Origin of the sequence: Neobacillus niacini (assembly GCF_000759675.1) — a bacterium.
Lineage (GTDB): Bacteria > Bacillota > Bacilli > Bacillales > Cytobacillaceae > Neobacillus > Neobacillus niacini_A.
In genome coordinates, this window is record NZ_BAWM01000004.1 from 46,692 (window position 1) to 69,719 (window position 23,028).

Below are 23,028 nucleotides of genomic sequence, written 5' to 3' on the forward strand. Positions count from 1 at the left end.
AGTAAGAATTAGTCTGTGTCCATATATCTTTCTACCAACACCGGTTGAATTTGTCGGCCTTCAATGGCTGCTTCAACAGTTTCCATTAACATAGGCATTCTCGCAACCATTGAATTTGGCTTCTTGATTGGATCGTCTTGCCCATATGGGATAAAATATATATTTTTCGTTGCCATTAATCTCATAAGGTTAACTCCGTTTAGTCCCAAAGCATCATTTGTTGAAATTCCTAGTACAACTGGCTTTAAATTTCTAAGTGTCGCCTTTGCAGCCATTAATACTGGACTATCATTCATTGCATTTGCAAATTTACTCATTGATACACCAGTTAATGGGGCAATAACCATACAGTCTAAAGGAATTTTTGGACCTAATGGCTCTGCTTTAACGATTGAATCTATCGCTCTATTACCTGTTAAATCCTCAATCCTTTGAATCCAGTCTTCCCCTTTGCCAAAACGAGTTTCTGTATTTTTCACTGTAAATGTGACAACTGGCAAAACCTCAGCACCAGCTTGAACTAACTTTTCAATTTCTGGGAATACAGCGTCATACGTACAATGGGACCCCGTTAACCCAAAGCCTATTTTTTTCCCTTTTAAGCTCATTTTATTATCCCCTTTCGCTTGCTAAAATCATCTTGAAGCAATTGGGCCAGCACGTTAGCAAGTATTTGACCAGCTGTTTTTGGCGCGACAATTCCAGGTAATCCTGGTGCAAGCAGTGCTTTTATGCCTCTTTTTTCTGCATATCTAAAATCAGTTCCACCTGGCTTTGAGGCTAAATCAATTATCAGAGTATGAGCAGGCATTTTGGAAATAACCGAAGCACTTACAATTAATAGCGGTATTGTATTGATTAAAATATCTGTATCTTTAACTTCTTTTCCTATATCATTTAAATGAAAAGGAGTTAAACCCATTTCTGTAATCCTAGCAAGATGTTCACTTTTCCTTGCACCAACTTTTACTTTAGCTCCAAGTGCATGAAAGGTTCTTGCCACACTCATCCCAACTCTTCCTAGTCCTAATACCGTAATATTTGAGCCATGAATCGTGAAATCAGTATGCTGGATTGCCATCATGATCGTTCCTTCTACCGTCGGAATCGAATTGTATATCGCTACATCGTCCCTCTCAAAAAGCTGCAGTAGTTGACGATTTGCTTCCTTCGTAATACCGGTTAAATAAGCATTACTAATCCCGGAGTAAATGGTACAATGTTCAGGTGTTTTCATAAGCATTTCGGCTGTCAAAATTACCTTTTCATTAGAAAAGATTGTTTCAACATGCCCTTCTAAATTTGTACCGGGAACCGGTAAGACAAAGGCATCCATATTTGAAAAATCGACTTCATCCAACTTTTCCTTAACAGCGCCTGTGAACGCGTGGTCAAGCTGCTCGAAGCCAATTAAGGATAATCTGGCATCTAACTCGGTTAACTTCCGGATAATTTCCAGCTGTCTTGCATCTCCACCGATCACGGCTATCTGCATCCCTGTCAGCATGAAATCATTCACCTTCTTTTCAAAAAATCCAAGCAGAAAGTCTATTTCTTCTTATCACTTCAACATCTTATGTAAGAGAGAATGAATCTGTGAGTTTTCCATTAACAGATAAATAAAAAAGCCCAAGCAAAATTTACTTTGCTTGGGTTATTGGGCCATTTCATCATTTTTCGACTGACTCTTCTTCTTGTACATCGATAATAATCATATCAGATCCTATCTTTTTTATATGCTGCCATGGCACTCTAATTTCTCCACCCTGCTTTCTAAATCCAAACCATTTTAAGGAGGATGGAATCAGCAATGCTTGAATTTGTCCAGTACTTTCATTGATTTCAAGGTCTGTTTGCCCAAGAACTCCCAACCGCTCTGCCTTTTTGACATCAACTATTTCTTTTCCACTTAATTCACTTAACCTCATGTTATTGAACTCCTCTCTAAACACTCTTTACTATATATTTATCGATGGAAGTCCAATTTTAGACTAAGAAAAGCGGAAGCGCCTTGTCCAGGGGCGACAGGCATAAGACGAGCCGGCTAGAAGGTTGTTCTTTAACCTTCTTGACGGATTGGCTTATGACCCCGAGCCCCTAGGCCGCTTGCGCCAGACACTAAAAGAAAAAACAGTTCTGAGATGAACTGTTTTTTCTTTTAGCTTAAATTTTTCGGTAATTCACCATCAGGACTGATTAAGGAAACAGAGTAATTGTTTGTAAATACAGATGTTGCCATCCCATCTACACTCTGCTTTGTCACTTGGTCTATTTGCTCAATAATCTCATCAAGTGATCGATGGCGCTTCAATAATAGCTCGTTTTTTCCGTTTCGACTCATCCTGCTATTTGTACTTTCTAAACTTAACATTAAACTTCCTTTTAGCTGTTCTTTACTATTCATTAATTCTTTATCAGTAATTCCATCTTGTTTTAGTTTATCAAGTGTTTCTTGAATCGTCTCAAATAACACATCAAGCTGCTTTGCTCCTGTCCCGCCATAGACGGTCACAACTCCGTTATCCTGATAAGCGGAATGATAGGAGAAAACAGAATAGGCTAAGCCTCGCTGTTCACGAACTTCTTGGAATAATCTGCTGCTCATACTGCCGCCTAAAATATTATTTAACATAATTAAGCTGTAAACATCTTCATGCCCAATCTTTAATCCTTGGAAACCAATACAAAGATGAGCTTGTTCTGTTTCTTTCTTTCGTGATAATCGATTGGAATGGAAAACTGGGATGTTTTCAGTAGTTGCACTATTACCGCCTTCATAGGAGCCAAAATATTTTTCAACCTCAAGAATAAATTTATCTGAAACATTTCCTGCAATCGAGATGACTACATTTTCAGGTGTGTATCGATTATGAATATATTCCTTGAGCGTTGACCCTGTAAATGTCTTTAAGGTTTCCTCTGTTCCTAATATGGGATATCCAAGTGGATGGTCTCCATAAATAGCACGGCTGAGTAAATCATGGACAATATCATCTGGAGTATCATCATACATTTTTATTTCTTCTAGAACAACATTTCTTTCCTTATTTAATTCTTCTTCAACAAAGGTTGAATTAAAGAACATATCTGCTAAAACATCTAAAGCGAATTGAGCATGTGTATCCAGTACTTTTGCATAGTAGCATGTGTACTCCTTAGAGGTAAACGCATTCACTTGTCCACCAATACTATCAAAGGATTCAGCTATCTCCTTCGCAGACCTTGTAGTGGTTCCTTTGAAAAACATATGCTCTAAAAAGTGCGAAATACCATTCGTTTGGGGATTTTCATTTCTTGAACCAGTGCCAATCCATACTCCAATTGCCACAGATCTCACTGTTGGAATATTTTCTAATACAATTCTTACTCCATTTTTGCAAGAATATTTGTTGATCATCAAAATCCTCCTATCTATAGAAAAGCGGAAACTACACTATTTTCTTTTATTATCTGGATTCTTTGGTTAATTTATTTCATCATTCTTTCTTCACTCATTAAATCGCTCACAGTGCTTATTTTTAATCCTTTTTCTTCAATAAGTGTGATCAGACGATCTAAGGATTTTGCAGTAGAGTTTGTTGGATGCATAAGGACCATGAAACCATTATCAATTTTTGAGATTACGCGATTGATTAGTTGGTCAGGTGCAGGTTTTTGCCAATCTATCGTATCTACTGTCCACATGACTGTCTTCATCTTAAATTCGGCGGCTATTTTAACTGTTTCGTCCCGGTAACTGCCGCTAGGAGGCGCAAACCAAATGCTTTTCTTACCAGTTGCTGCTTCAATTACTTCATTTGTTTTTCGCAATTGTTCCCTAGTCTGTGCAGCAGTAATTCTTTGCATGTCTGGATGTGTATAGGAGTGATTCCCAACTTCATGACCTGCACTAACAATCATTTTCGCCAAGTCCGGATTATTTTTAACCCATTTTCCTTCAAGGAAAAAACTTGCTTTTACTCGATGTCTTTTTAAGGCAGCAAGCATTTCAGGTAAATATTCATTTCCCCAAGCTACATTAATAATGAAACTGACCATTGGTTTATCAGGATGACCACGGTAAATGGGAGATGGAGACAAATCCTTAAGATGGACAGATGGTTCTGTTTGTTTATATATTAATTTCTTTTCATCAAATATGCCAATTTTCTTCATATTCTTATATGAAGCTTCAATATCGACAGTTAACCCATTATAGCCTGGGATGGCTTTCCACACTCTATCGATTTTTGCATCGGAAGGCGGAATTTCATATGTAGGAGCATTTTTTATAATGCTTAGATACAGAGGGTCTTCTTGCTTTACCACGGTTAGCACGTTGCCTTTAAGTGAAGCAACATATGTATCTACAAGAGGATTATTAACAGAAAACCATGCAGCTATTAATAAGCAAGCGATCAAACTTAACTTCTTCATTTACCTTCCCCCTTCATACAAAATATATGAATAATAGGGACAAGGTAGAACTAAAAGCGCAAGCGCCTTGAACAGGGGCGACAGGCATAAGGCGAGCCGGCGAGAAGGTTGCTCTTTAACCTTCTTGACGGATTGACTTATGACCCCGAGCCCCTAGGCGCTGGAGCTAGATAGAACTAAAAGCGGAACTGCCCCTATGCACTAGAGACAGATACATCTTACATGGAAAAAGTCAGGGTTCCCCCTGACCTTTCTATTCATGCTAACAAGACAGCCTTATTGTTTTTCCTCAGCCTTTTCGCGTTGTTCCTTTAATATTGCTTTACGCGATAAGTTTACACGTCCTTGTTTATCAATTTCAGTAACTTTGACTAAAAGTTCATCACCGATTGCAACGACATCTTCGACCTTGCCAACTCGTTCCTCAGCTAATTCAGAAATATGGACAAGTCCATCTTTCCCAGCGAAAATTTCAACAAAAGCACCGAACTTTTCAATTCGTTTAACTTTACCAAGGTACATTTGACCAACTTCAACTTCACGTACGATATCTTCAATAATTTTCTTTGCTTTTTGATTCATTTCTTGATCAGTAGAGGCAATAAATACAGTGCCGTCCTGTTCAATATCAATCTTAACACCAGTTTCTTCAATAATTTTATTGATTTGCTTACCACTTGGTCCAATAACGTCACGAATTTTATCTGGGTTAATTTTCATCGTTAAGATTTTAGGTGCAAATTTAGAAAGCTCATTTCTAGGCACTGAAATCGTTGCAAGCATCGAATCAAGGATATGCATTCTTCCTTTTTTAGCCTGTTGAAGTGCTTCTTCAAGGATTTCACGAGAAAGACCTTTAATCTTAATATCCATTTGAAGAGCTGTTACTCCTTTAGCCGTTCCTGCCACTTTGAAATCCATATCACCTAGGTGATCTTCCATTCCTTGAATATCAGATAAAACAGTATAATATTCACCTGATTTCACAAGTCCCATCGCAATACCTGCAACTGGTGCTTTAATTGGAACACCAGCATCCATCATCGCAAGTGTACTTGCACAAATACTTGCTTGGGAAGTAGAACCATTTGATTCAAGAACTTCAGAAACAAGGCGAATTGTATATGGGAAGTCTTTTTCAGATGGTACGATTGGTTCTAGTGCACGTTCACCTAGAGCACCATGTCCAATCTCACGACGACCTGGTCCACGGATTGGTCCAGTTTCACCAACACTAAATAAAGGGAAGTTGTAATGGTGCATAAAACGCTTCTCTTCTTCGATACCTAAACCATCTAGAATTTGAACATCACCCATTGCTCCTAATGTACAAATACTTAATGCCTGAGTTTGTCCACGAGTAAATAATCCGGATCCATGCGTACGGGGTAAAATACCTACCTGAGAAGATAATGGACGTATTTCATCGATCTTCCGACCATCAGGACGAATCTTTTCAACGGTTATTAAACGTCGAACTTCACCTTTAACAATTTTATCCAATATTTGTTTTACTTGCTTCAAATCATCGTCCGTTGCCTCGTTCTCTTCGAACTTAGCAATTACACGATTTTTCACTTCTTTAATCGCATCTTCACGAGCATGCTTTTCTTGAACCTGAATGGCAGTTACCATATCAGCTTCGCACATTTCTCTTACTTCAGCTTCTAGGTCTTTATCAATTTCATAAAGAATTACTTCTCTTTTTGCCTTGCCAGCTTCAGCCATAATTTTTTCTTGGAATTCAATAAGGCGTTTAATCTCTTCATGTCCATACATGATAGCCTCAAGCATTACTTCCTCAGAAACTTCATCTGCACCAGCTTCAACCATGTTGATCGCGTCTTTGGTACCAGCAACAGTTAAATGGATGTCGCTTTTTTCAGCTTGTTCTACTGTTGGGTTAATCACAAACTCTCCGCCGACTCTACCAACGATAACACCTGCAATAGGTCCCTCAAATGGAATGTCAGAAGTACAAAGAGCTAAAGATGATCCAAACATCGCTGCCATTTCAGATGAACAATCTTGATCCACGCTCATAACGATGCTAATAACTTGCACGTCATTACGGAAACCTTCTGCAAAAAGTGGGCGAATAGGTCGATCAATTAATCGACTGGCCAAAATTGCTTTTTCACTAGGACGACCTTCACGTTTAATAAATCCGCCAGGAATTTTCCCCACAGCATATAATCGCTCTTCATAGTTACATGTTAATGGGAAAAAGTCTAAGTTTTTTGGTTCTTTTGAAGCTGTTGCTGTACTTAAAACTGCTGTATCTCCATAACGGATCAATACGGCCCCATTTGCTTGTTTGGCTAGTTGTCCAATTTCAACCGTTAATTTACGTCCAGCCCATTCCATGGAATAATCATGTTTCGTTTGTTCCATATTGTTACCCCTCTCTATCTAAATCACTTTAGAGGATAATGCGAAATAATATCGCTTTAATCATCTAATATAAAAAAAGCGTTTATAGCTTATGTTATCAATACAAATATACTAATAGTATGCACAAATTTTCGCGACTTAAAATATGTATATAATATTTTGTCTTGCACTAGTGACTATCTTTTTAAACCTAACAAAAAAGCGGGAAAAATCCCGCTTCTTTTGATTATCGACGAAGTCCAAGCTTATTGATTAATACACGGTAACGTTGAACATCTTTATTACGTAGGTACGTTAAAAGATTACGACGCTTACCAACCATTTTCAACAGACCGCGACGTGAGTGGTGGTCCTTTTTATGAGTACGTAAGTGCTCATTCAAATTGTTGATTGATTCAGTAAGGACAGCGATTTGAACCTCTGCAGATCCAGTGTCGTTATCATGAGTTTTATACTCAGCGATAAGTTCATTTTTACGTTCTTGTGTGATTGCCATCCTATTCACCTCCTAAATTTACTATCCCCTGTTACTGAGCAAGCGTCGGTGACTCGACTTGCCAAGCAAAGGTTATTTTTAGTACGTTAATAAGAATACACCGTTTTACGTCAAAAAGCAAGTTCTAAAGGAATAAAAGGCTATTTTTCACAATTATTCGGTAAAGTGTTGTCAATTTTATTAAAGTATTGAATAGTATTCTGTTTATCTTTTTCAATTTGTGCTACGAGTTCGTCAATTCCTGAGAATTTTTGTTCTTTTCTTAGGTATTGATGCCATTCAATGATTACCTCAGTACCATAAATATCTTTTTCAAAATTAAATATATGAACTTCTACTGAAACCCTTAAAGCTTCCTTATTAAAGGTTGGCTTGTAGCCGACATTGCATACACCTTCGTACCAGTCTTGACCAATCTTGATTTTTACAGCGTAAACACCAAGCGGGGGTAAAATGTATTCATCCTTTGTATCGACATTTGCAGTTGGAAATCCAATTGCTCTGCCTCTTTTATCTCCATGGACAACAAATCCAGCTGTCATATAGAATCTTCCGAGTAACTCAGGCAGCTCAGAGGTTCTTCCGTTTTTTATATATTGACGGATTCGCGTTGAACTTACTTTCTCATCTCCACTGGTGAGTTTTTCTACAATGGTGAAAGTGAATTTTTCTCTTGAATGGAATGGCAAAATCTCCATGGTACCTTTTCCCATACGACCATAAGAGTAATCAAATCCAGCAACCACGTGTTTTACATTTAGGTCAATTACATATTGGTCGATAAATTCTTGTGGAAGCAGGTTAGCAAAATCTGCAGTAAAATGAACAATAAAAAGATAATCGATGCCTAATTCCTCAATTATTTTTATTTTCTCGGCTAAGGGTGTTATATATTGAATATCCTTTTCATATTTCCTTAAAACTACCGATGGATGAGGATCAAAAGTCATCACTGCGGAACGAAGTCCTTTTTGAACTGCTTGTTTTTTTGCTTCAAGAATTACCTTTTGATGACCAAGATGAACACCGTCAAAATAACCCAGTGCCATTGATAATGGAGGTATTTGCGTTTTATCTATATTTAATGGGAACTTTAGCTTTATTACTTCCAATGAAACTCACCTTTTCTAGACCGTAACCTTTTAAACTTGATCATTACGCAAAACTTTAACTGGTTTTAGGAGCCCTGGTTTGTTCGGATGTACCGAATAAATTGCAAGAGCTTGTCCTTCTTCCGTTTCAGCGCTAATAGGTCCGTTACTGTTTTTTAAATAATCTGGGATTGGTAAAAGTGCACCATTTTTCACTTTCTCTGCTACTTTATCATTTATTATGTATTTCGGCAAATGAGAAAGCGCCATTTCTAAAGGTCTTAAACATGTAGAAATCGTACCCATTTCCATCAACTTTTCAATTTGTTCAAATGTCAGGCAATCATCAATCGAAAATGCTGCTGATTGAACTCGGATTAAATTTGACATATGAGCAGGATAGCCAAGTTCTTCTCCAATCATTACGGCAAGTGTTCTGATATAGGTTCCTTTACTGCAGCTCACTCTAAATCGAAAAGAAATGGTTTCTCCTGAAAACACTTCTCTATCGTCAAGCAGCTCTATAGAATAAATGGTTACCTTTCTTGTTGGACGTTCCACTTCAATTCCTTTGCGGGCATATTCGTATAAACGAGTTCCATTCACTTTTACTGCTGAAAACATCGGAGGAGTTTGTTCTATTTCACCTGTAAAGGAATCAAGGACCTGAAGGATTTCTTTCCTGCTGATGGTATCCTTCACTTTTTTTTCCTCCACTTTTTCTCCAGAGGCATCCTCGGTTGTAGTGGAGTAGCCAATCGTTACTTCGCCTTCATAACTTTTTCCTGCGTCGGTTATGTATTCTGCTACTTTTGTTGCTTTCCCTATACATATAGGAAGAACTCCTGTTACATCAGGGTCTAGTGTACCAGTATGGCCCACTTTTTTCGTTTTTAATATTTTCCTCAATCTAAACACACAATCATGAGAAGTTAGCCCAGCCGGTTTATATAATGGTAAGATTCCCTCCATCTTTAGGTCACCCCAATCTATTATGTATGAAAAAAAGGATAGACATTTGTCTATCCACTTATTCTTCTTCACTTTTTTCCATGCTTTTTTCATCATGGTGCAATTGATGAATGAGAGAATTGATTCGATTACCGTAATCCATTGATTCATCCCATTCAAAAAGGATCTCAGGTGTTTTGCGCAAGCGAATACGATGTCCGATTTCTGTTCGGATAAATCCCTTCGCCTTTGCAAGACCTTTAAGCGTGTTTTCCTTTTGCTCTTCATCGCCCAAAACAGAAATATATACTTTTGCTTGTTGTAGATCTCCTGTTACTTGAACATCAGTAACAGTCACAAAGCCGATCCGGGGATCTTTAATCTTTCGACCTATGATGTCACTTAGTTCTTTCTTCATTTGTTCTCCAACACGATTTGCTCTGTGGCTCATCACTTCACCTCTTAACTTAAAGCCATTCTATATCAGTGATCGTTCTTTCTATTTCAGGAAAAGAATCAATTAATTTAAGTGCATTTTGCAATTCCAGTTCAGTCATTACCCGGTTGGATGTGACAGCAACGATCGCTATTTTCGTTCTCTGCCACACATCCTGATAGTCGACTTCTGATACAGACACATTAAATTTTTGTTTTAACCTGGTGAGAATTCGCTGCAAAACCGCACGTTTCTCTTTTAAAGAATGAGCATCGTAGATGATACATTCACAAACTGCACTACCTACAATCATTTACGCTCTATTTCTTCCATTACGTAAGCTTCAATAATATCTCCTTCTTTAACATCATTGAAGTTTTTGATTGTAATACCACATTCATAACCTTGAGAAACCTCTTTTGCATCGTCTTTAAAACGTTTTAGTGCATCGATTTGTCCTTCAAATACGACAACACCGTTACGAATTAGACGAATTCCGCTGTCACGGGTAATTTTCCCATCCGTTACATAAGAACCAGCAATGGTTCCAACCTTAGAAACTTTAAAGGTTTGACGAATTTCCGCTTGGCCAATTACTTTTTCTTTAAATTCAGGGTCAAGCATACCTTTCATAGCGGCTTCAATTTCTTCAATAACTTTGTAAATAATACTGTGAAGTCGAACATCAACTTTTTCTTGTTCAGCTGCACGTTTTGCATTTACATCCGGACGTACGTTAAAGCCAATAACAATTGCATTAGATGCTGAGGCAAGTGTAATATCCGACTCATTAATGGCACCTGCACCACTATGAATAATTTTTATATTGACACCCTGAACGTCAATTTTTTGCAGGGAGGCTGCTACCGCTTCTGCTGAACCTTGAACATCTGCTTTTAGGATGATGTTTAAATCTTTCATTTCTCCTTGTTTCAGCTGATCAAATAACGTTTCCAGGCTGACGATAGATTTCTCACCACGCTGTGCTGCCAACGCTAGCTGTGCACGTGCTTCACCAACTTGACGTGCTGTTTTCTCATCGTCAAATACGACGAAACGGTCACCAGCTTGTGGAACATCACTTAAACCTGTAATTTCAACAGGGGTAGACGGTCCAGCTTCTTTCACACGACGTCCCAAGTCATTCACCATTGCACGAACACGACCAAATGTGTTTCCTACAACAATAGGATCACCTATTTTCAGTGTACCGTTCTGAACTAGCAACGTAGCAACAGACCCACGACCTTTATCTAATTGTGCTTCAATAACCGTTCCAACTGCTTTACGATTTGGATTTGCTTTATATTCTTCCACTTCACTAACAAGTAGAATCATTTCCAGCAAGTTGTCGATTCCTTCACCAGTTTTCGCAGATAGTGGAACGAAGATGGTGTCGCCGCCCCATGCTTCGGAAACTAAACCATGCTCTGTAAGCTCTTGCATTACACGATCAGCATTTGCAGCTTCTTTATCCATTTTATTAACCGCAACGATAATTGGAACCTCTGCAGCCTTTGCATGGTTAATTGCTTCAACTGTTTGCGGCATTACACCGTCATCGGCAGCTACTACAAGGATTGTGATATCAGTAATTTTCGCACCACGTGCACGCATAGTTGTAAAAGCAGCATGTCCCGGAGTATCAAGGAATGTTATCTTTTTACCATTTTCAACTACTTGGTAGGCACCAATATGCTGGGTAATCCCCCCCGCTTCACCTTCAGTAACTTTGGTGTGACGAATGGAATCAAGCAAAGTAGTTTTACCATGGTCAACGTGACCCATAATCGTAACCACTGATGGTCTTTCTACGAGGTCAACAGATTCATCTTCTGTAAAATAAACTTCAAGGTCAGTTGTATCGATTTTAATTTCCTCTTCAACCTCAACCCCGTATTCGCTGGCAATTAATTCAATCGCATCTTTATCTAAAACCTGATTAATTGTCGCCATAACGCCAAGTAAAAATAGCTTTTTGATAATTTCAGAAGGTTCACGGTAGATTTTTTTCGCAAATTCTCCAACAGTCAAAGAATCACTAAAAGTAATTTTAGCCGGAAGCTCTTTCACTTTCCTTACTTGTGGCTGTGCTTGTTGAACCGGTGTATGGTTCTTTTTCCGGTTGTTATTATTATTGCGATTTTGATTATTATTATTAAAAGGTTTTTTATTTCCTTTTCCAGCGGTGAAAACTTTATTTTCCTTAGATTGGAATTGTTGATTTTGCTTTTTACTGTCGACCGTTTTTGGCGGAGTGGCCACTTTCACCTTGCTAGGTGTATTAGTTTTTGCGTCGTCATCCTCGAAAGCTTTTGGACTTGTTTTACTTTGCACTTGTGGTTTAACTCCCTGCTGCTGTGGTTTTTGAGTCTGGCGATTTTGTTGTTGCGGTCTTCCTTGCTTTTGCCCAGGATTGCTTTGGTTTTTATTATAGGTTGCGTCAAGCTTTACAACTGCAGCGTCCTCAATTGTAGCCATATGATTTGAAACCTCTATATTCATTTCTTTCAATTTGGTAATTACATCTTTACTTGAGATATTGTGTTTCTTTGCGTATTCATAAACACGTATTTTACTCATATTTTCACCCCCGCTAGAATTAATCGAGCAACGTCATCAGTTTTTTTGCAAATCCATCATCCAGTACAGCTACAACAACGCGGGCTTCTTTGCCAATCGCTTGGCCAAGAAGGTGGCGATCTTCCACAAGTTTATATGGAACTTCGTATGACTTACATTTATCTGTAATTTTTTTTGTCGTATTTGCAGATGCATCTGCCGATAAAAGAACGAGTTTTGCTTTTCCGTTTCGTATCTCCTTAACAGAAAGCTCCTCACCCGATATGATTTTCCGTGCTCGATTGGCTAAGCCAAGTAACGACATCCATTGATTTGTTTTCATATGGATGGCCTGTTTTCCTTCTCTATCAATTCCAAAAGTTCCTCATATAATGTTTCACTTATGGAAACTTCTAAATGATTAGATAGGATGTTTTTTTTCTTGGCTAATAGGACAGCTTCTTTGTCCTTAGAAAGATATGCACCTCTGCCCGACTTTTTCCCGGTTAAGTCGATAGATACATCTCCTTCTTTTGAGCGAACGATGCGAACGAGTTCTTTTTTCGGCTTCATTTCACCGGTAGCGACACACTTACGCATAGGAACTTTTTTACGATTGTTCACGATCATTCACCTCACTTATTAATCCTTTTCTTCTTCATCATTAAAGTCAACATATACTTGATCATCAAAAAGTCGTATCATTTCTTCACGTGGATAGATTCCTAGTTCACGTGCATCTGTTTCAGATTTAATATCTATTTTCCAGCCAGTTAACTTTGCTGCTAGGCGGGCATTTTGTCCGCGCTTTCCAATTGCTAGTGATAGTTGATAATCTGGTACAACTACGGTGGTTGCTTTTTCCGATTCATTCACCATGACATCTAATACCTTAGATGGACTTAAAGAATTGGCAACAAAGATGACAGGATTATCGGACCATTTAACAATATCGATTTTTTCTCCCTTTAATTCATTAACCACTGCTTGAACCCTTGTACCTTTTGGACCTACGCAAGATCCAACTGGGTCCACTTCATTTTTATCGGAATGAACAGAAATTTTCGAACGGTCACCTGCTTCACGAGCAACTGATTTTATCTCAACTGTACCATCATAAATTTCTGGAACCTCAATCTCGAACAATCTTTTAAGCAATCCAGGATGGGTACGAGATACGAAAATCTGTGGACCTTTTGTTGTCTTCTCTACCTTAGTAATGAAAACCTTTATACGGTCATGTGGCTTATACCGCTCATTTGGCATTTGTTCATTAACAGGAAGCAGCGCTTCAATTTTTCCAAGGCTGACATAAATAAATTTCGAGTCTAGTCTTTGAACAATTCCAGTCATGATATCTTCTTCTCGATCGATGAACTCGGAATAAATAATCCCTCTTTCAGCTTCTCTAACTCGCTGAGTAACAACTTGTTTTGCTGTTTGAGCGGCAATTCTACCAAAGTCCTTCGGTGTTACTTCCATTTCAACTACATCTTCAACAACATAGTTAGGGTTAATGCTTCTGGCATCTGCTAATGATATTTCAAGACGAGGGTCAAACACTTCATCCACTACTTCTTTTCTTGCAAAAACTCTCATTGAGCCAGATTGCAGATTTAAATCAATTCGAACATTTTGGGCTTGATTGAAATTGCGTCGATATGCCGATACAAGCGCCGCTTCAATCGCATCGATTAATACGTCTCTAGAAATGCCCTTTTCTCTTTCTAGTATTGTAAGAGCATCTAATAATTCGCTGCTCATTTGATCATATCCCCCTATCTTTCATATAATTATCTTTTATTATGAAAAAATAACTGCCAGCCTTGCACTAGCCACTTTTTCAAAAGGAATCTCAATGACTTTTTTACGGGTTTTAATTTTCATTTCAATTTTCACTGTTTCCCCGTCATATTCCATCAATGTTCCTTCAAATCCTTTTTCGCCGTCAATTGGTTCATATGTTTTAATAAATACATTTTTGCCAATTGCCTTTTCAAAATCTTTCGCTTTTTTAAGCGGACGTTCTGCACCAGGAGATGATACCTCAAGAAAATAATTATGGGTAATCGGGTCAAGCTCGTCGAGTTTTTCACTAAGCCGTTCACTGACAATGCCACAGTCCTCTATATCAACACCGTTTTCTTTATCAATATATACGCGCAGAAACCAGTTTTTCCCTTCTTTTACAAACTCAATTTCCACCAATTCTAATCCTAACTCTTCTATAATTGGTTGCGCTAGCTCTTCTACTACTTCCGTTACTTTGCTCATGTTCAACCTCCTTTACCGACATTTCACCCATATTATACGTATTTCACGGAAAGTTTTATAAATAACTCTTCAAAAAATCTGTATACAAAAACGAAAGAGCGGGTTTCCCCACTCTTGAACACGAGAGTATTTCTTAGTATTTCCAATAAAACTATACCATAACCAAATTTTATATGCAAACCGAAACGCATTATATCAGGGTTTTAAGAAAAGCGGAAGCGCCTTGTCCAGGGGGCGACAGGCATAAGATGAGCACTGACAGAATACGCTCTTCTTGCCTTTTCGAAGCGATTGACCGAAAAGTAGAGGCGACTGTTCTGGGACGAAGGCATAAGACGAACCCTGCAAGAAGGCGCTTTTTGCCTTCTTCAGGGGGCGGCTTATGTCTCGAGTCCCAAGGAGCCGCAACTAGATATGCTTATGACCCCGAGCCCCTAGGCTGCTTGCGCTAGACAACCTATTTAGAATAGTGATAGCTGATTTTGGTCTGGTAATGAGCCGAGGCAGCCTTGCTTGTCTAAATATTCTAGTATAGTTTTTGACACTTTACCACGTTGCTGTAAATCCTCTTTAGAAAGAAACTCTCCATCTTGTCTTGACTTTACAATATTATAAGCTGCATTCGTTCCAAGCCCTGGTATTGAGTTAAAGGGAGGAATTAATGAATTTCCTTCAATGATGAATTCCGACGCGTCGGATTTATATAAATCGTAATTTTGGAAAGTAAAGCCCCTTTCCGTCATTTCAAGTGCAAGTTCGAGTACGGTTAGCAAGTTTTTTTCCTTGTTTGACGCCTCAAGTCCCTTTGCATTAATTTCCTCGATTTTTGCACGGATAGATTCAGAACCTCGTGACATTGCTTCAATATCGAAGTCTTCTGCACGAACGGTAAAATAGGCTGCATAGTATAAAAGCGGAAGATGAACCTTGAAATAGGCAATTCTAACAGCCATCAAAACGTAGGCAGCTGCGTGGGCCTTTGGAAACATATATTTAATCTTTTTACAAGAATCAATATACCATTCAGGAACTTCGTTTTTACGCATTTCCGCTTCCATTTCTTCTGAAAGGCCTTTCCCTTTTCGGACAGATTCCATTATTTTAAAGGCAAAAGATGGCTCTAGTCCTTGGTAAATAAGATAGACCATAATATCGTCACGACATCCAATAACTTCACTTAGGTTACAGGTTCGGTTATGAATTAATTCTTGTGCATTTCCCAGCCATACATCTGTTCCATGTGATAAACCAGAAATTTGAACTAGTTCAGAAAAAGTAGTTGGTTTTGTATCTTCAAGCATTTGGCGGACAAAACGTGTACCAAATTCAGGGATCCCAAGAGTACCTGTTTTACACATTATTTGCTGTTCCGTCACACCTAATGATTCTGTTCCACTAAAAATTTTCATTACTTCCGGGTCATCGGTTGGAATCGTTTTAGGATCCATTCCACTAAGATCTTGCAGCATTCTTATTACCGTTGGATCGTCGTGCCCAAGTATATCAAGCTTTAAGACGTTATCATGAATAGAATGGAAATCAAAATGGGTGGTTTTCCATTCTGAGTTTCTATCATCAGCAGGGAACTGAATCGGTGTAAAATCATATACATCCATATAATCAGGGATAACAATAATACCACCCGGATGCTGACCAGTAGTTCTTTTTACACCTGTACAGCCGGAGGCAAGTCTTTCTATTTCTGCCCCGCGTAATTGTAAATTATTGTCCTGTTGATATGCCTTTACATACCCGAAGGCTGTTTTATCTGCTACCGTTCCAATCGTACCCGCTCGGAAAACATTGTCTTCTCCAAAAAGAACCTTCGTGTAGTTATGAGCACGAGGCTGATACTCTCCAGAGAAATTCAAATCGATATCGGGAACCTTGTCCCCTTTAAAGCCAAGGAAGGTTTCAAAGGGAATGTCATGTCCGTCTTTTCGGTATTTACCGCCACATTGCGGACAGTCCTTATCCGGCAAATCAAATCCTGAACCAACGGATCCATCATTGAAGAATTCTGAATGCTTACAGGTTGGACAGACATAATGAGGAGGCAATGGATTAACTTCGGTAATTTCTGTCATCGTTGCTACAAAAGAAGAACCTACCGATCCACGTGATCCAACAAGATATCCATCATCCAAAGATTTTTTTACTAGCTTATGTGAAATCAAGTAAATTACTGCGAAACCATGGCCGATGATACTCTTCAATTCTTTTTCAAGGCGTGCCTCAACGATTTCTGGAAGCGGTTCTCCATAAATCTTCTTAGCCATTGAATAACTCATTTCTCGCATTTCTTCGTCGGCGCCTTCAATTCTTGGAGTGTATAAGTCGTCTTTAATCGGCTTAATGACGTCAATCATATCAGCTATTTTGTTGGTATTGGTTATAACAATTTCTTTAGCCTTTTCTCCTCCAAGGAAAGAAAACGCAGCAAGCATTTCATTTGTTGTCCTGAAATGGACATCAGGCAGTTTGTGTCTATTTAGTGGATTTGCCCCACCTTGTGAATTCACCAATATTTTACGGTAAATTTTGTCGTTTTCATTTAGATAATGAACATTACCGGTCGCCACAACCGGAAGCCCCAATTTATCTCCAAGCTTTACGATATTACCAATAATATCTTCTAATGCCTTTTCATCCCGAACTAGTTCCATCTCTAACAATGGAGCATTTACTTCCTTCGGCATAACCTCGAGGTAATCATAGAATTGTGCCGCAGCTTCCACTTCATCAGGGGATTTTTGCATCATCCCCTCAAAAACCTCTCCTTTATTACAACCGGAACCAACCAGAATTCCTTCTCTGTATTTTTGAAGTACAGACCGTGGTAATCTCGGAACTCTATAAAAATATTCTAAATGTGATATAGACACAAGTTTAAATAAATTCTTTAACCCAACTTCTGTTTGCGCAAGCAGAGTACAATGATAAGGACGTGCCCGCTGATAGGCATTTCCTTTTCCCATGTGATCGTTAAATTGATCATGGTACTCAATTCCTTTTTCTGACGCATCCTTTAGCATTTTCAACAGTAAATATCCTGTTGCTTCGGCATCATAAATAGCTCTATGGTGCTGGGTTAATTCGATATCAAATTTCTTTGCCAATGTATTTAAGCGATGATTTTTCATTTCCGGATAAAGAAATCTACCTAATTCAAGCGTATCAATTACTGGATTTTTCGCTTTTTCAAGGCCAATGTTTTTATATCCAACATTAAGAAACCCCATATCGAAAGAGGCATTGTGCGCAACAAGTACACTGTCTACTACCCAATCATGAAACCTTTGGATAACATCTCCGACTTCCGGGGCATTCTGTACCATATCATCTGTAATTCCTGTTAAGTTGATGGTTGTTGCAGATAGTCGATGATGAGGGTTTGCAAATGATTCAAACCGGTCAATAATTTCCCCATCTCTAATTTTAACTGCCGCAAGTTCAATAATCGTATCATATACGGCTGATAACCCAGTTGTTTCGACGTCAAAGACTACAAATGTATCTTCTGCCAATAAACGATGGGTATCATTATAGGTGATGGGAACACCATCATCCACAAGATTTACTTCTACACCATAAAGGATTTTAATATCGTTTTTCTTTCCTGCACCGTAAGCCTCCGGAAAGGATTGGGCAACTGCATGATCTGTAACCGCAATCGCCTTATGGCCCCACTTCTTAGCTTGAGAAATAAGCGCTCCTACAGGAGTGACAGCGTCCATTGAGCTCATTGGGGTATGAAGATGGAGCTCCACACGCTTTTGATCTTCTGGAGCGGTATCCTTACGGCCAGCTGGTTTAATTTCGTTTATATCATTTCCAATCATCACTAAATCACGTACAAAGGTATCATTTTGAATACTACCTCTAACTTTTACCCACATACCTTTTTTGACGAGCTGATAAAGGGCCGCGTCTTCTTTATCACGAGAAAACATTTTAACCATAAGCGAGCTTGTATAATCAGTAATCTTAAAGGTTAATAGCGTACGGCCACTTCTTAATTCTCTTGTCTCGGCATCAAATATAAATCCTTCTACTGTTACTCGTCTTTCTTCATCAACAATATCAATCATGTTTCGCAGGTCTTGATCATCCTTAATCGTAAGCCCGATTGAAAGTGGTCCCTCAGGAACAGCTCCTCCTGCATCTTTCTCAGCTTCTTTCTTTTGTAAATCAGCTAAGGCCATCAGTCCACGTTCTTGATCTTCTTTTTGTTTCGCTAATAAAAATTGTTGATATTCGTCATTTTTTTCTCCGCTCTTGATATCAGTTTCAACCGTTAAACTCGGAAATCCAAATGATTGATAAAGACTGGTAATCCACGTTCCATATTTTTTCTTAAGGGCCATTCCTTCCGTCTCATTACGAACTGAAACCGTTAGCTTATTTCCACTAACAGCCGGCACCTGTTCATTTAATAATTTCAACATTGGCGGTGAGATACCATCGATTTGCTGAATACTATAATTCCAATACTCTAGAAATAATTCTGGATGAAAGCTTGGATCTTCTACTTTTATATCATAGGAAATCTTTGCGATATTTGAGAACTTTTTTTCTAGTTGAGTAGTAAAACGAAGATACATACTAAAAGGAAGAATTTTTTCTAGTAAAAATTGAAAATGCCATTTACGTGCCTTTTTTTCTACAATGAATCTTTCAATTTGAGCATTTTGAAATTGTGCTACAACAGCGTCCTCTTTTAATTCTAGTTGCTGGAGCAAGAGTAAGAATCGCTCTTTTTTGCCACTGGCATGTTCGCTCATCATTCCCTCTCCCATCTATATAAAATCTCTATTTAATTCTTATGTCAAAAAATAATTATATCATATGACCATTAGCATAATAAGACCCCTGTTATGATTAACAGGGGTACTTTACGTATATTTTATTTCCAATATTATTTCGATCTTACAAGAAAAATCTTTGGATGTCATTCCAAGTAACAACCAACATTAGCAGCATAAGGAGTGCAAATCCAATAAAGTGGACCATCCCTTCCTTATGACGATCAATTGGCTTTCCTCTTACTGCCTCTACAGCAAAAAACATTAGCCTTCCGCCATCAAGTGCAGGTATAGGCAGGAGGTTCATAATCCCTAGGTTAATACTTAAAATAGCTGCCCATTTCATGACATAGTAAATTCCTGATTGAACCACTGTATCAGTTGAAGCATATATTCCAACCGGTCCTGAAAGCATATCGATTGAGAACTGGCCAGTAACTAGCTGTCCTAGCATAACAAAAATTTGCTTTGTCCAAAAGTATGTCTCAGTAAAACCAGCAGTTATGGCTTTCACTGGAGATTTCTCAATTGGGCTGTATACACCAATTAGACCAATTTTTTCACCTTCAACGGTTTGCTCTTTAGGAGTCACTGAGATTTCCTGGTCTTTACCCTCGCGGCTTATGAAGAAATCAAGTTTTTCATTAGGATTTTCCCTGATTATTTCAACGACATCAGACCAACTTGAAATTTCAGCGCCATTAATACTTTGGACAATATCTCCTTCTAACAATCCAGCAGCATTTGCAGCACCATCAGGTGTAATTTCACCTAATTTTGGCTCGTTCGTAGGAACACCTTGTAAAAATGCAATGATAATGAACAAAAAGAATGCCAAGACAAAATTCATCATCGGTCCTGCAAAAATTGCCATTGTTCTTTGTGGTAAGGTTTTGGAAGCAAATTGTCGATCATATGGAGCTAATTGTGTTTCTATCCCATTTTCAACCGTAACAGCTGTCGGACTTACTGAAAAAGTTTGCAAGCGTTCTTCCTCGTCCTCTGGATAACCTTTAATAAACAGCTTGTGTTCAATATCTGCATGTTCCACTTCAACAATGCGACAATCAGGATATTTTTCTTTATTGTTCAAAATGATTTTATTAACTGTATTATCTTTATCGAATAAAAGCCCGATCCTATAACCGGGTTTTATTTCAACAACTTCTGGGTCTTCACCAGCCATGCGGACAAAACCACCTATTGGCAGTAACCTAATTGTATAGGTAGTTTCTCCTTTTTTATGTGAGAAAACCTTTGGGCCAAATCCGATTGCAAACTCACGACATAAAATTCCTGCCCGTTTCGCAAAAACCAAATGGCCTAATTCATGGAAGAAGACTAGAGCACCAAAGATAACAATAAAGGCAATAACTGTAGTCAAACTAAAAAACCACCTTTTTTATAGAAGTGTTTGTACATATTGTCTTGTTTCTTTGTCCACTTCTTGAATAATGGATAAGTCAGGATTTTTAATTAAATCAAGCTTGCTTAATGCCTTCTCAATCATATCCTCAATCTGTAAGAAACGAATTTTTCCATCTAAAAAGGCAGCTACTGCAACTTCATTTGCCGCATTTAGAACCGTAGGCATGGTTCCGCCTTTTTTTCCAGCCTCATAGGCAAACTCCATACAACGAAAACGGTTTACATCCATTTCTTGAAAATGCAATTTACCAACTTGTGCTAAATTTAATCGTTGTGAGGTAGGAAGTGGTAACCGGTCAGGATAGGAGAGTGCATATTGAATGGGTACTCTCATATCAGGTGACCCTAGCTGTGCAATCACTGAGCTGTCATGAAATTCTACCATTGAATGAATAATGCTTTCTTTATGAAGAAGGACATCAATTTTTTCATACGGCATATTGTAAAGCCAATGTGCCTCGATCACCTCAAGACCTTTATTCATCATTGTTGCAGAATCTATTGTTATTTTTGCACCCATTGACCAATTGGGATGATTTAATGCTTCTCTAACCGTAACGCCTTCTAGTTCTTGTCGTGTACGATCACGGAAGCTTCCACCGGAAGCAGTCAAAATCAATCTTTCTATATTTTTTTCTTGTTCACCCTGCAAGCATTGAAAAATAGCCGAATGTTCACTATCTACTGGAAGTAATGCTACCCCATTCCTTTCTGCAGCTTCCATTACAAGATGTCCAGCTGTCACCAATGTCTCTTTATTAGCTATCGCAATCGTTTTTCCACTTTCAATTGCTTGTAAGGTTGGATTTAATCCAACACTTCCAATTACAGCATTTACAAGAATATCAGCTGAAGGAAAGACAGCAACTTCTACAAGTCCCTCATCTCCAAAGGTAAATTTAGTATTAGGGAATTCTGATTTTAATGTATTACAATCATTGTACTCTTGTACAGAAACTAGCTCTGGTTGAAATTCATTAATCATTTTTCTTGCTAATTCCAAATTCTTTCCTATCGAGATTGCTAATAATTTATATTCTGTAGGATGTTCTCGAATAATATCTAAGGTTTGGGTGCCAATCGAGCCTGTTGCCCCCAAAATACTAATGTTTTTCAACAACTTTTCAACTCCTTAACAAGAAAAGCAGAAACGCCATCGGAACAAGCACGGCTTGTTCCTGCGAAGAGTATTCAAAGGAGCTTTCCTTTTTGTTCAGGGGCGACAAGCATAAGACAAGCGCTGACAGAAGGCGTGGTTTTTGCCTTCCAAAGCGATTGGCTTATGACCTCGTGCCCCTAGGGACTCCTCGTAAAAGCTAACGCTGTTCCTTCGTGTGTAGAAAAGCTCTGTAGCTTTCCTTTGTGCCGCTAGACAGTAATCTACCATAAGTGGAAAAAGTGTAATAATGGCAAAACGAATAATAAACTATCGAAACGGTCAAGAATTCCACCATGACCTGGTAATATATTCCCCGAATCTTTTACACCAAAGTGGCGTTTAAAAGCGGATTGGACAAGATCACCAATTTGTCCAAAAATAGAAAGAACAACGGTTATTGCCATTAAAGAAAGTATAGTTGCATTGATTTCAGTAAATAAAGCAAACAATACTGAAACAATTAATGCACAAACCACACCACCAAAGAACCCCTCAACGGTTTTGTTTGGACTAATTTCCGGCCAAAGCTTTTTCTTTCCTATTGCTTTTCCGATAAAATATGCCCCTGAATCAGTTGCCCAAACCATAAATATTGAATAAAAAACATAAACAAGACCTGCATCACGAGTCTCATTAAAGAAATAAAAGCCAATTCCAACATATATGGCTGACAATATTGAAAAACCTGCGTCTTCAAAGGTAAAACGATTTTTCGTTATAACGGTATAAGCTAATAACAATAGGATAAAAGCAATACCCAGTTCAGTTTTTGTATAATAAAAAGTATTTAACATATCATTATACTGCTCTGGATATAGAATAACCCAGAGAAATAAAACAGATAGCATTCCATGAACGGAAAAAATACTAAGTTTTTTCATTTTTAATAATTCATACAAACCGACAGTTGCAAGAAAGTACGTTAATAGGACAAATGGTAGTCCACCATAAAAAACTATTGGTAAAAATAAAGCAGCTGCTACGACTCCTGTAATGATTCTTTGCTTCATCTAAGA

The 23,028-nt window shown here is 38.3% G+C and carries 20 protein-coding genes; all 20 read right to left on the reverse strand.

The features are described from left to right. Positions 1 to 8: 8 nt before the first annotated feature. The 20 genes from dpaB to TR08_RS01385 all read right to left on the reverse strand — a co-directional run bounded on the left by dpaB (position 9) and on the right by TR08_RS01385 (position 23,022). Positions 9 to 608: a dipicolinate synthase subunit B gene (gene dpaB / locus TR08_RS01290; RefSeq protein WP_045515171.1), complete on the reverse strand. Its 600-nt coding sequence runs from the start codon at positions 606 to 608 to the stop codon at positions 9 to 11. Then, positions 605 to 1,507, reverse strand: coding sequence for a dipicolinic acid synthetase subunit A (dpaA, locus tag TR08_RS01295; protein WP_045515173.1), 903 nt, complete (start codon positions 1,505 to 1,507; stop codon positions 605 to 607). Before dpaA ends, dpaB begins: the two co-directional genes overlap by 4 nt. 163 nt (positions 1,508 to 1,670) lie before the next feature. Continuing rightward, positions 1,671 to 1,928 (reverse strand): YlmC/YmxH family sporulation protein, encoded by a 258-nt coding sequence (locus TR08_RS01300; protein ID WP_045515175.1) that lies wholly within the window; start codon positions 1,926 to 1,928, stop codon positions 1,671 to 1,673. Between the two features lie 230 nt (positions 1,929 to 2,158). Continuing rightward, entirely contained in the window at positions 2,159 to 3,397 is a 1,239-nt protein-coding gene (locus tag TR08_RS01305; protein ID WP_045515177.1) for a M16 family metallopeptidase, read from the reverse strand. 71 nt (positions 3,398 to 3,468) lie between these two features. Further along, the gene (locus TR08_RS01310) at positions 3,469 to 4,416 is read right to left on the reverse strand and encodes a polysaccharide deacetylase family protein (protein WP_045515179.1); all 948 of its coding nucleotides are present in this window, start codon (positions 4,414 to 4,416) and stop codon (positions 3,469 to 3,471) included. 276 nt (positions 4,417 to 4,692) lie between these two features. Next, positions 4,693 to 6,810 (reverse strand): polyribonucleotide nucleotidyltransferase, encoded by a 2,118-nt coding sequence (gene pnp / locus TR08_RS01315; protein WP_045515181.1) that lies wholly within the window; start codon positions 6,808 to 6,810, stop codon positions 4,693 to 4,695. A 226-nt stretch (positions 6,811 to 7,036) separates the two neighbouring features. After that, a complete protein-coding gene (gene rpsO / locus TR08_RS01320) occupies positions 7,037 to 7,306 on the reverse strand; it encodes a 30S ribosomal protein S15 (protein ID WP_045515183.1) in 270 nt (89 codons plus the stop codon). Positions 7,307 to 7,446: 140 nt separating this feature from the next. After that, positions 7,447 to 8,418, reverse strand: coding sequence for a bifunctional riboflavin kinase/FAD synthetase (gene ribF, locus TR08_RS01325; protein WP_045515185.1), 972 nt, complete (start codon positions 8,416 to 8,418; stop codon positions 7,447 to 7,449). Between the two features lie 30 nt (positions 8,419 to 8,448). Next, a complete protein-coding gene (truB, locus tag TR08_RS01330; RefSeq protein ID WP_045515187.1) occupies positions 8,449 to 9,369 on the reverse strand; it encodes a tRNA pseudouridine(55) synthase TruB in 921 nt (306 codons plus the stop codon). Between the two features lie 58 nt (positions 9,370 to 9,427). Further along, the gene (gene rbfA / locus TR08_RS01335; RefSeq protein WP_045515189.1) at positions 9,428 to 9,799 is read right to left on the reverse strand and encodes a 30S ribosome-binding factor RbfA; all 372 of its coding nucleotides are present in this window, start codon (positions 9,797 to 9,799) and stop codon (positions 9,428 to 9,430) included. A gap of 16 nt (positions 9,800 to 9,815) precedes the next feature. After that, positions 9,816 to 10,097, reverse strand: coding sequence for a DUF503 domain-containing protein (locus TR08_RS01340; protein ID WP_045515191.1), 282 nt, complete (start codon positions 10,095 to 10,097; stop codon positions 9,816 to 9,818). Continuing rightward, on the reverse strand, positions 10,094 to 12,367 hold the full coding sequence (gene infB / locus TR08_RS01345; RefSeq protein ID WP_045515193.1) for a translation initiation factor IF-2: 2,274 nt from the start codon (positions 12,365 to 12,367) through the stop codon (positions 10,094 to 10,096). The genes TR08_RS01340 and infB overlap by 4 nt, the downstream gene beginning before the upstream one ends. A gap of 19 nt (positions 12,368 to 12,386) precedes the next feature. Next, the gene (locus TR08_RS01350) at positions 12,387 to 12,689 is read right to left on the reverse strand and encodes a YlxQ family RNA-binding protein (RefSeq protein WP_045515195.1); all 303 of its coding nucleotides are present in this window, start codon (positions 12,687 to 12,689) and stop codon (positions 12,387 to 12,389) included. Then, positions 12,686 to 12,970: an RNase P modulator RnpM gene (gene rnpM / locus TR08_RS01355; RefSeq protein ID WP_045515197.1), complete on the reverse strand. Its 285-nt coding sequence runs from the start codon at positions 12,968 to 12,970 to the stop codon at positions 12,686 to 12,688. Before rnpM ends, TR08_RS01350 begins: the two co-directional genes overlap by 4 nt. An 18-nt stretch (positions 12,971 to 12,988) precedes the next feature. Beyond that, positions 12,989 to 14,110, reverse strand: a complete 1,122-nt coding sequence (gene nusA, locus TR08_RS01360; RefSeq protein ID WP_045515199.1) for a transcription termination factor NusA — start codon at positions 14,108 to 14,110, stop codon at positions 12,989 to 12,991. Positions 14,111 to 14,149: 39 nt separating this feature from the next. Next, positions 14,150 to 14,620 carry a ribosome maturation factor RimP gene (rimP, locus tag TR08_RS01365; protein WP_045515201.1) on the reverse strand — a complete coding sequence of 157 codons (471 nt, stop codon included), beginning with the start codon at positions 14,618 to 14,620 and terminating at the stop codon, positions 14,150 to 14,152. Between the two features lie 461 nt (positions 14,621 to 15,081). After that, positions 15,082 to 19,404 (reverse strand): PolC-type DNA polymerase III, encoded by a 4,323-nt coding sequence (locus TR08_RS01370; RefSeq protein ID WP_045515210.1) that lies wholly within the window; start codon positions 19,402 to 19,404, stop codon positions 15,082 to 15,084. Positions 19,405 to 19,549: 145 nt separating this feature from the next. After that, a complete protein-coding gene (gene rseP, locus TR08_RS01375) occupies positions 19,550 to 20,809 on the reverse strand; it encodes an RIP metalloprotease RseP (RefSeq protein ID WP_045515212.1) in 1,260 nt (419 codons plus the stop codon). 18 nt (positions 20,810 to 20,827) lie between these two features. After that, positions 20,828 to 21,970 carry a 1-deoxy-D-xylulose-5-phosphate reductoisomerase gene (dxr, locus tag TR08_RS01380; protein WP_045515512.1) on the reverse strand — a complete coding sequence of 381 codons (1,143 nt, stop codon included), beginning with the start codon at positions 21,968 to 21,970 and terminating at the stop codon, positions 20,828 to 20,830. Between the two features lie 263 nt (positions 21,971 to 22,233). Beyond that, entirely contained in the window at positions 22,234 to 23,022 is a 789-nt protein-coding gene (locus TR08_RS01385; protein ID WP_045515214.1) for a phosphatidate cytidylyltransferase, read from the reverse strand. Positions 23,023 to 23,028 lie beyond the last annotated feature (6 nt).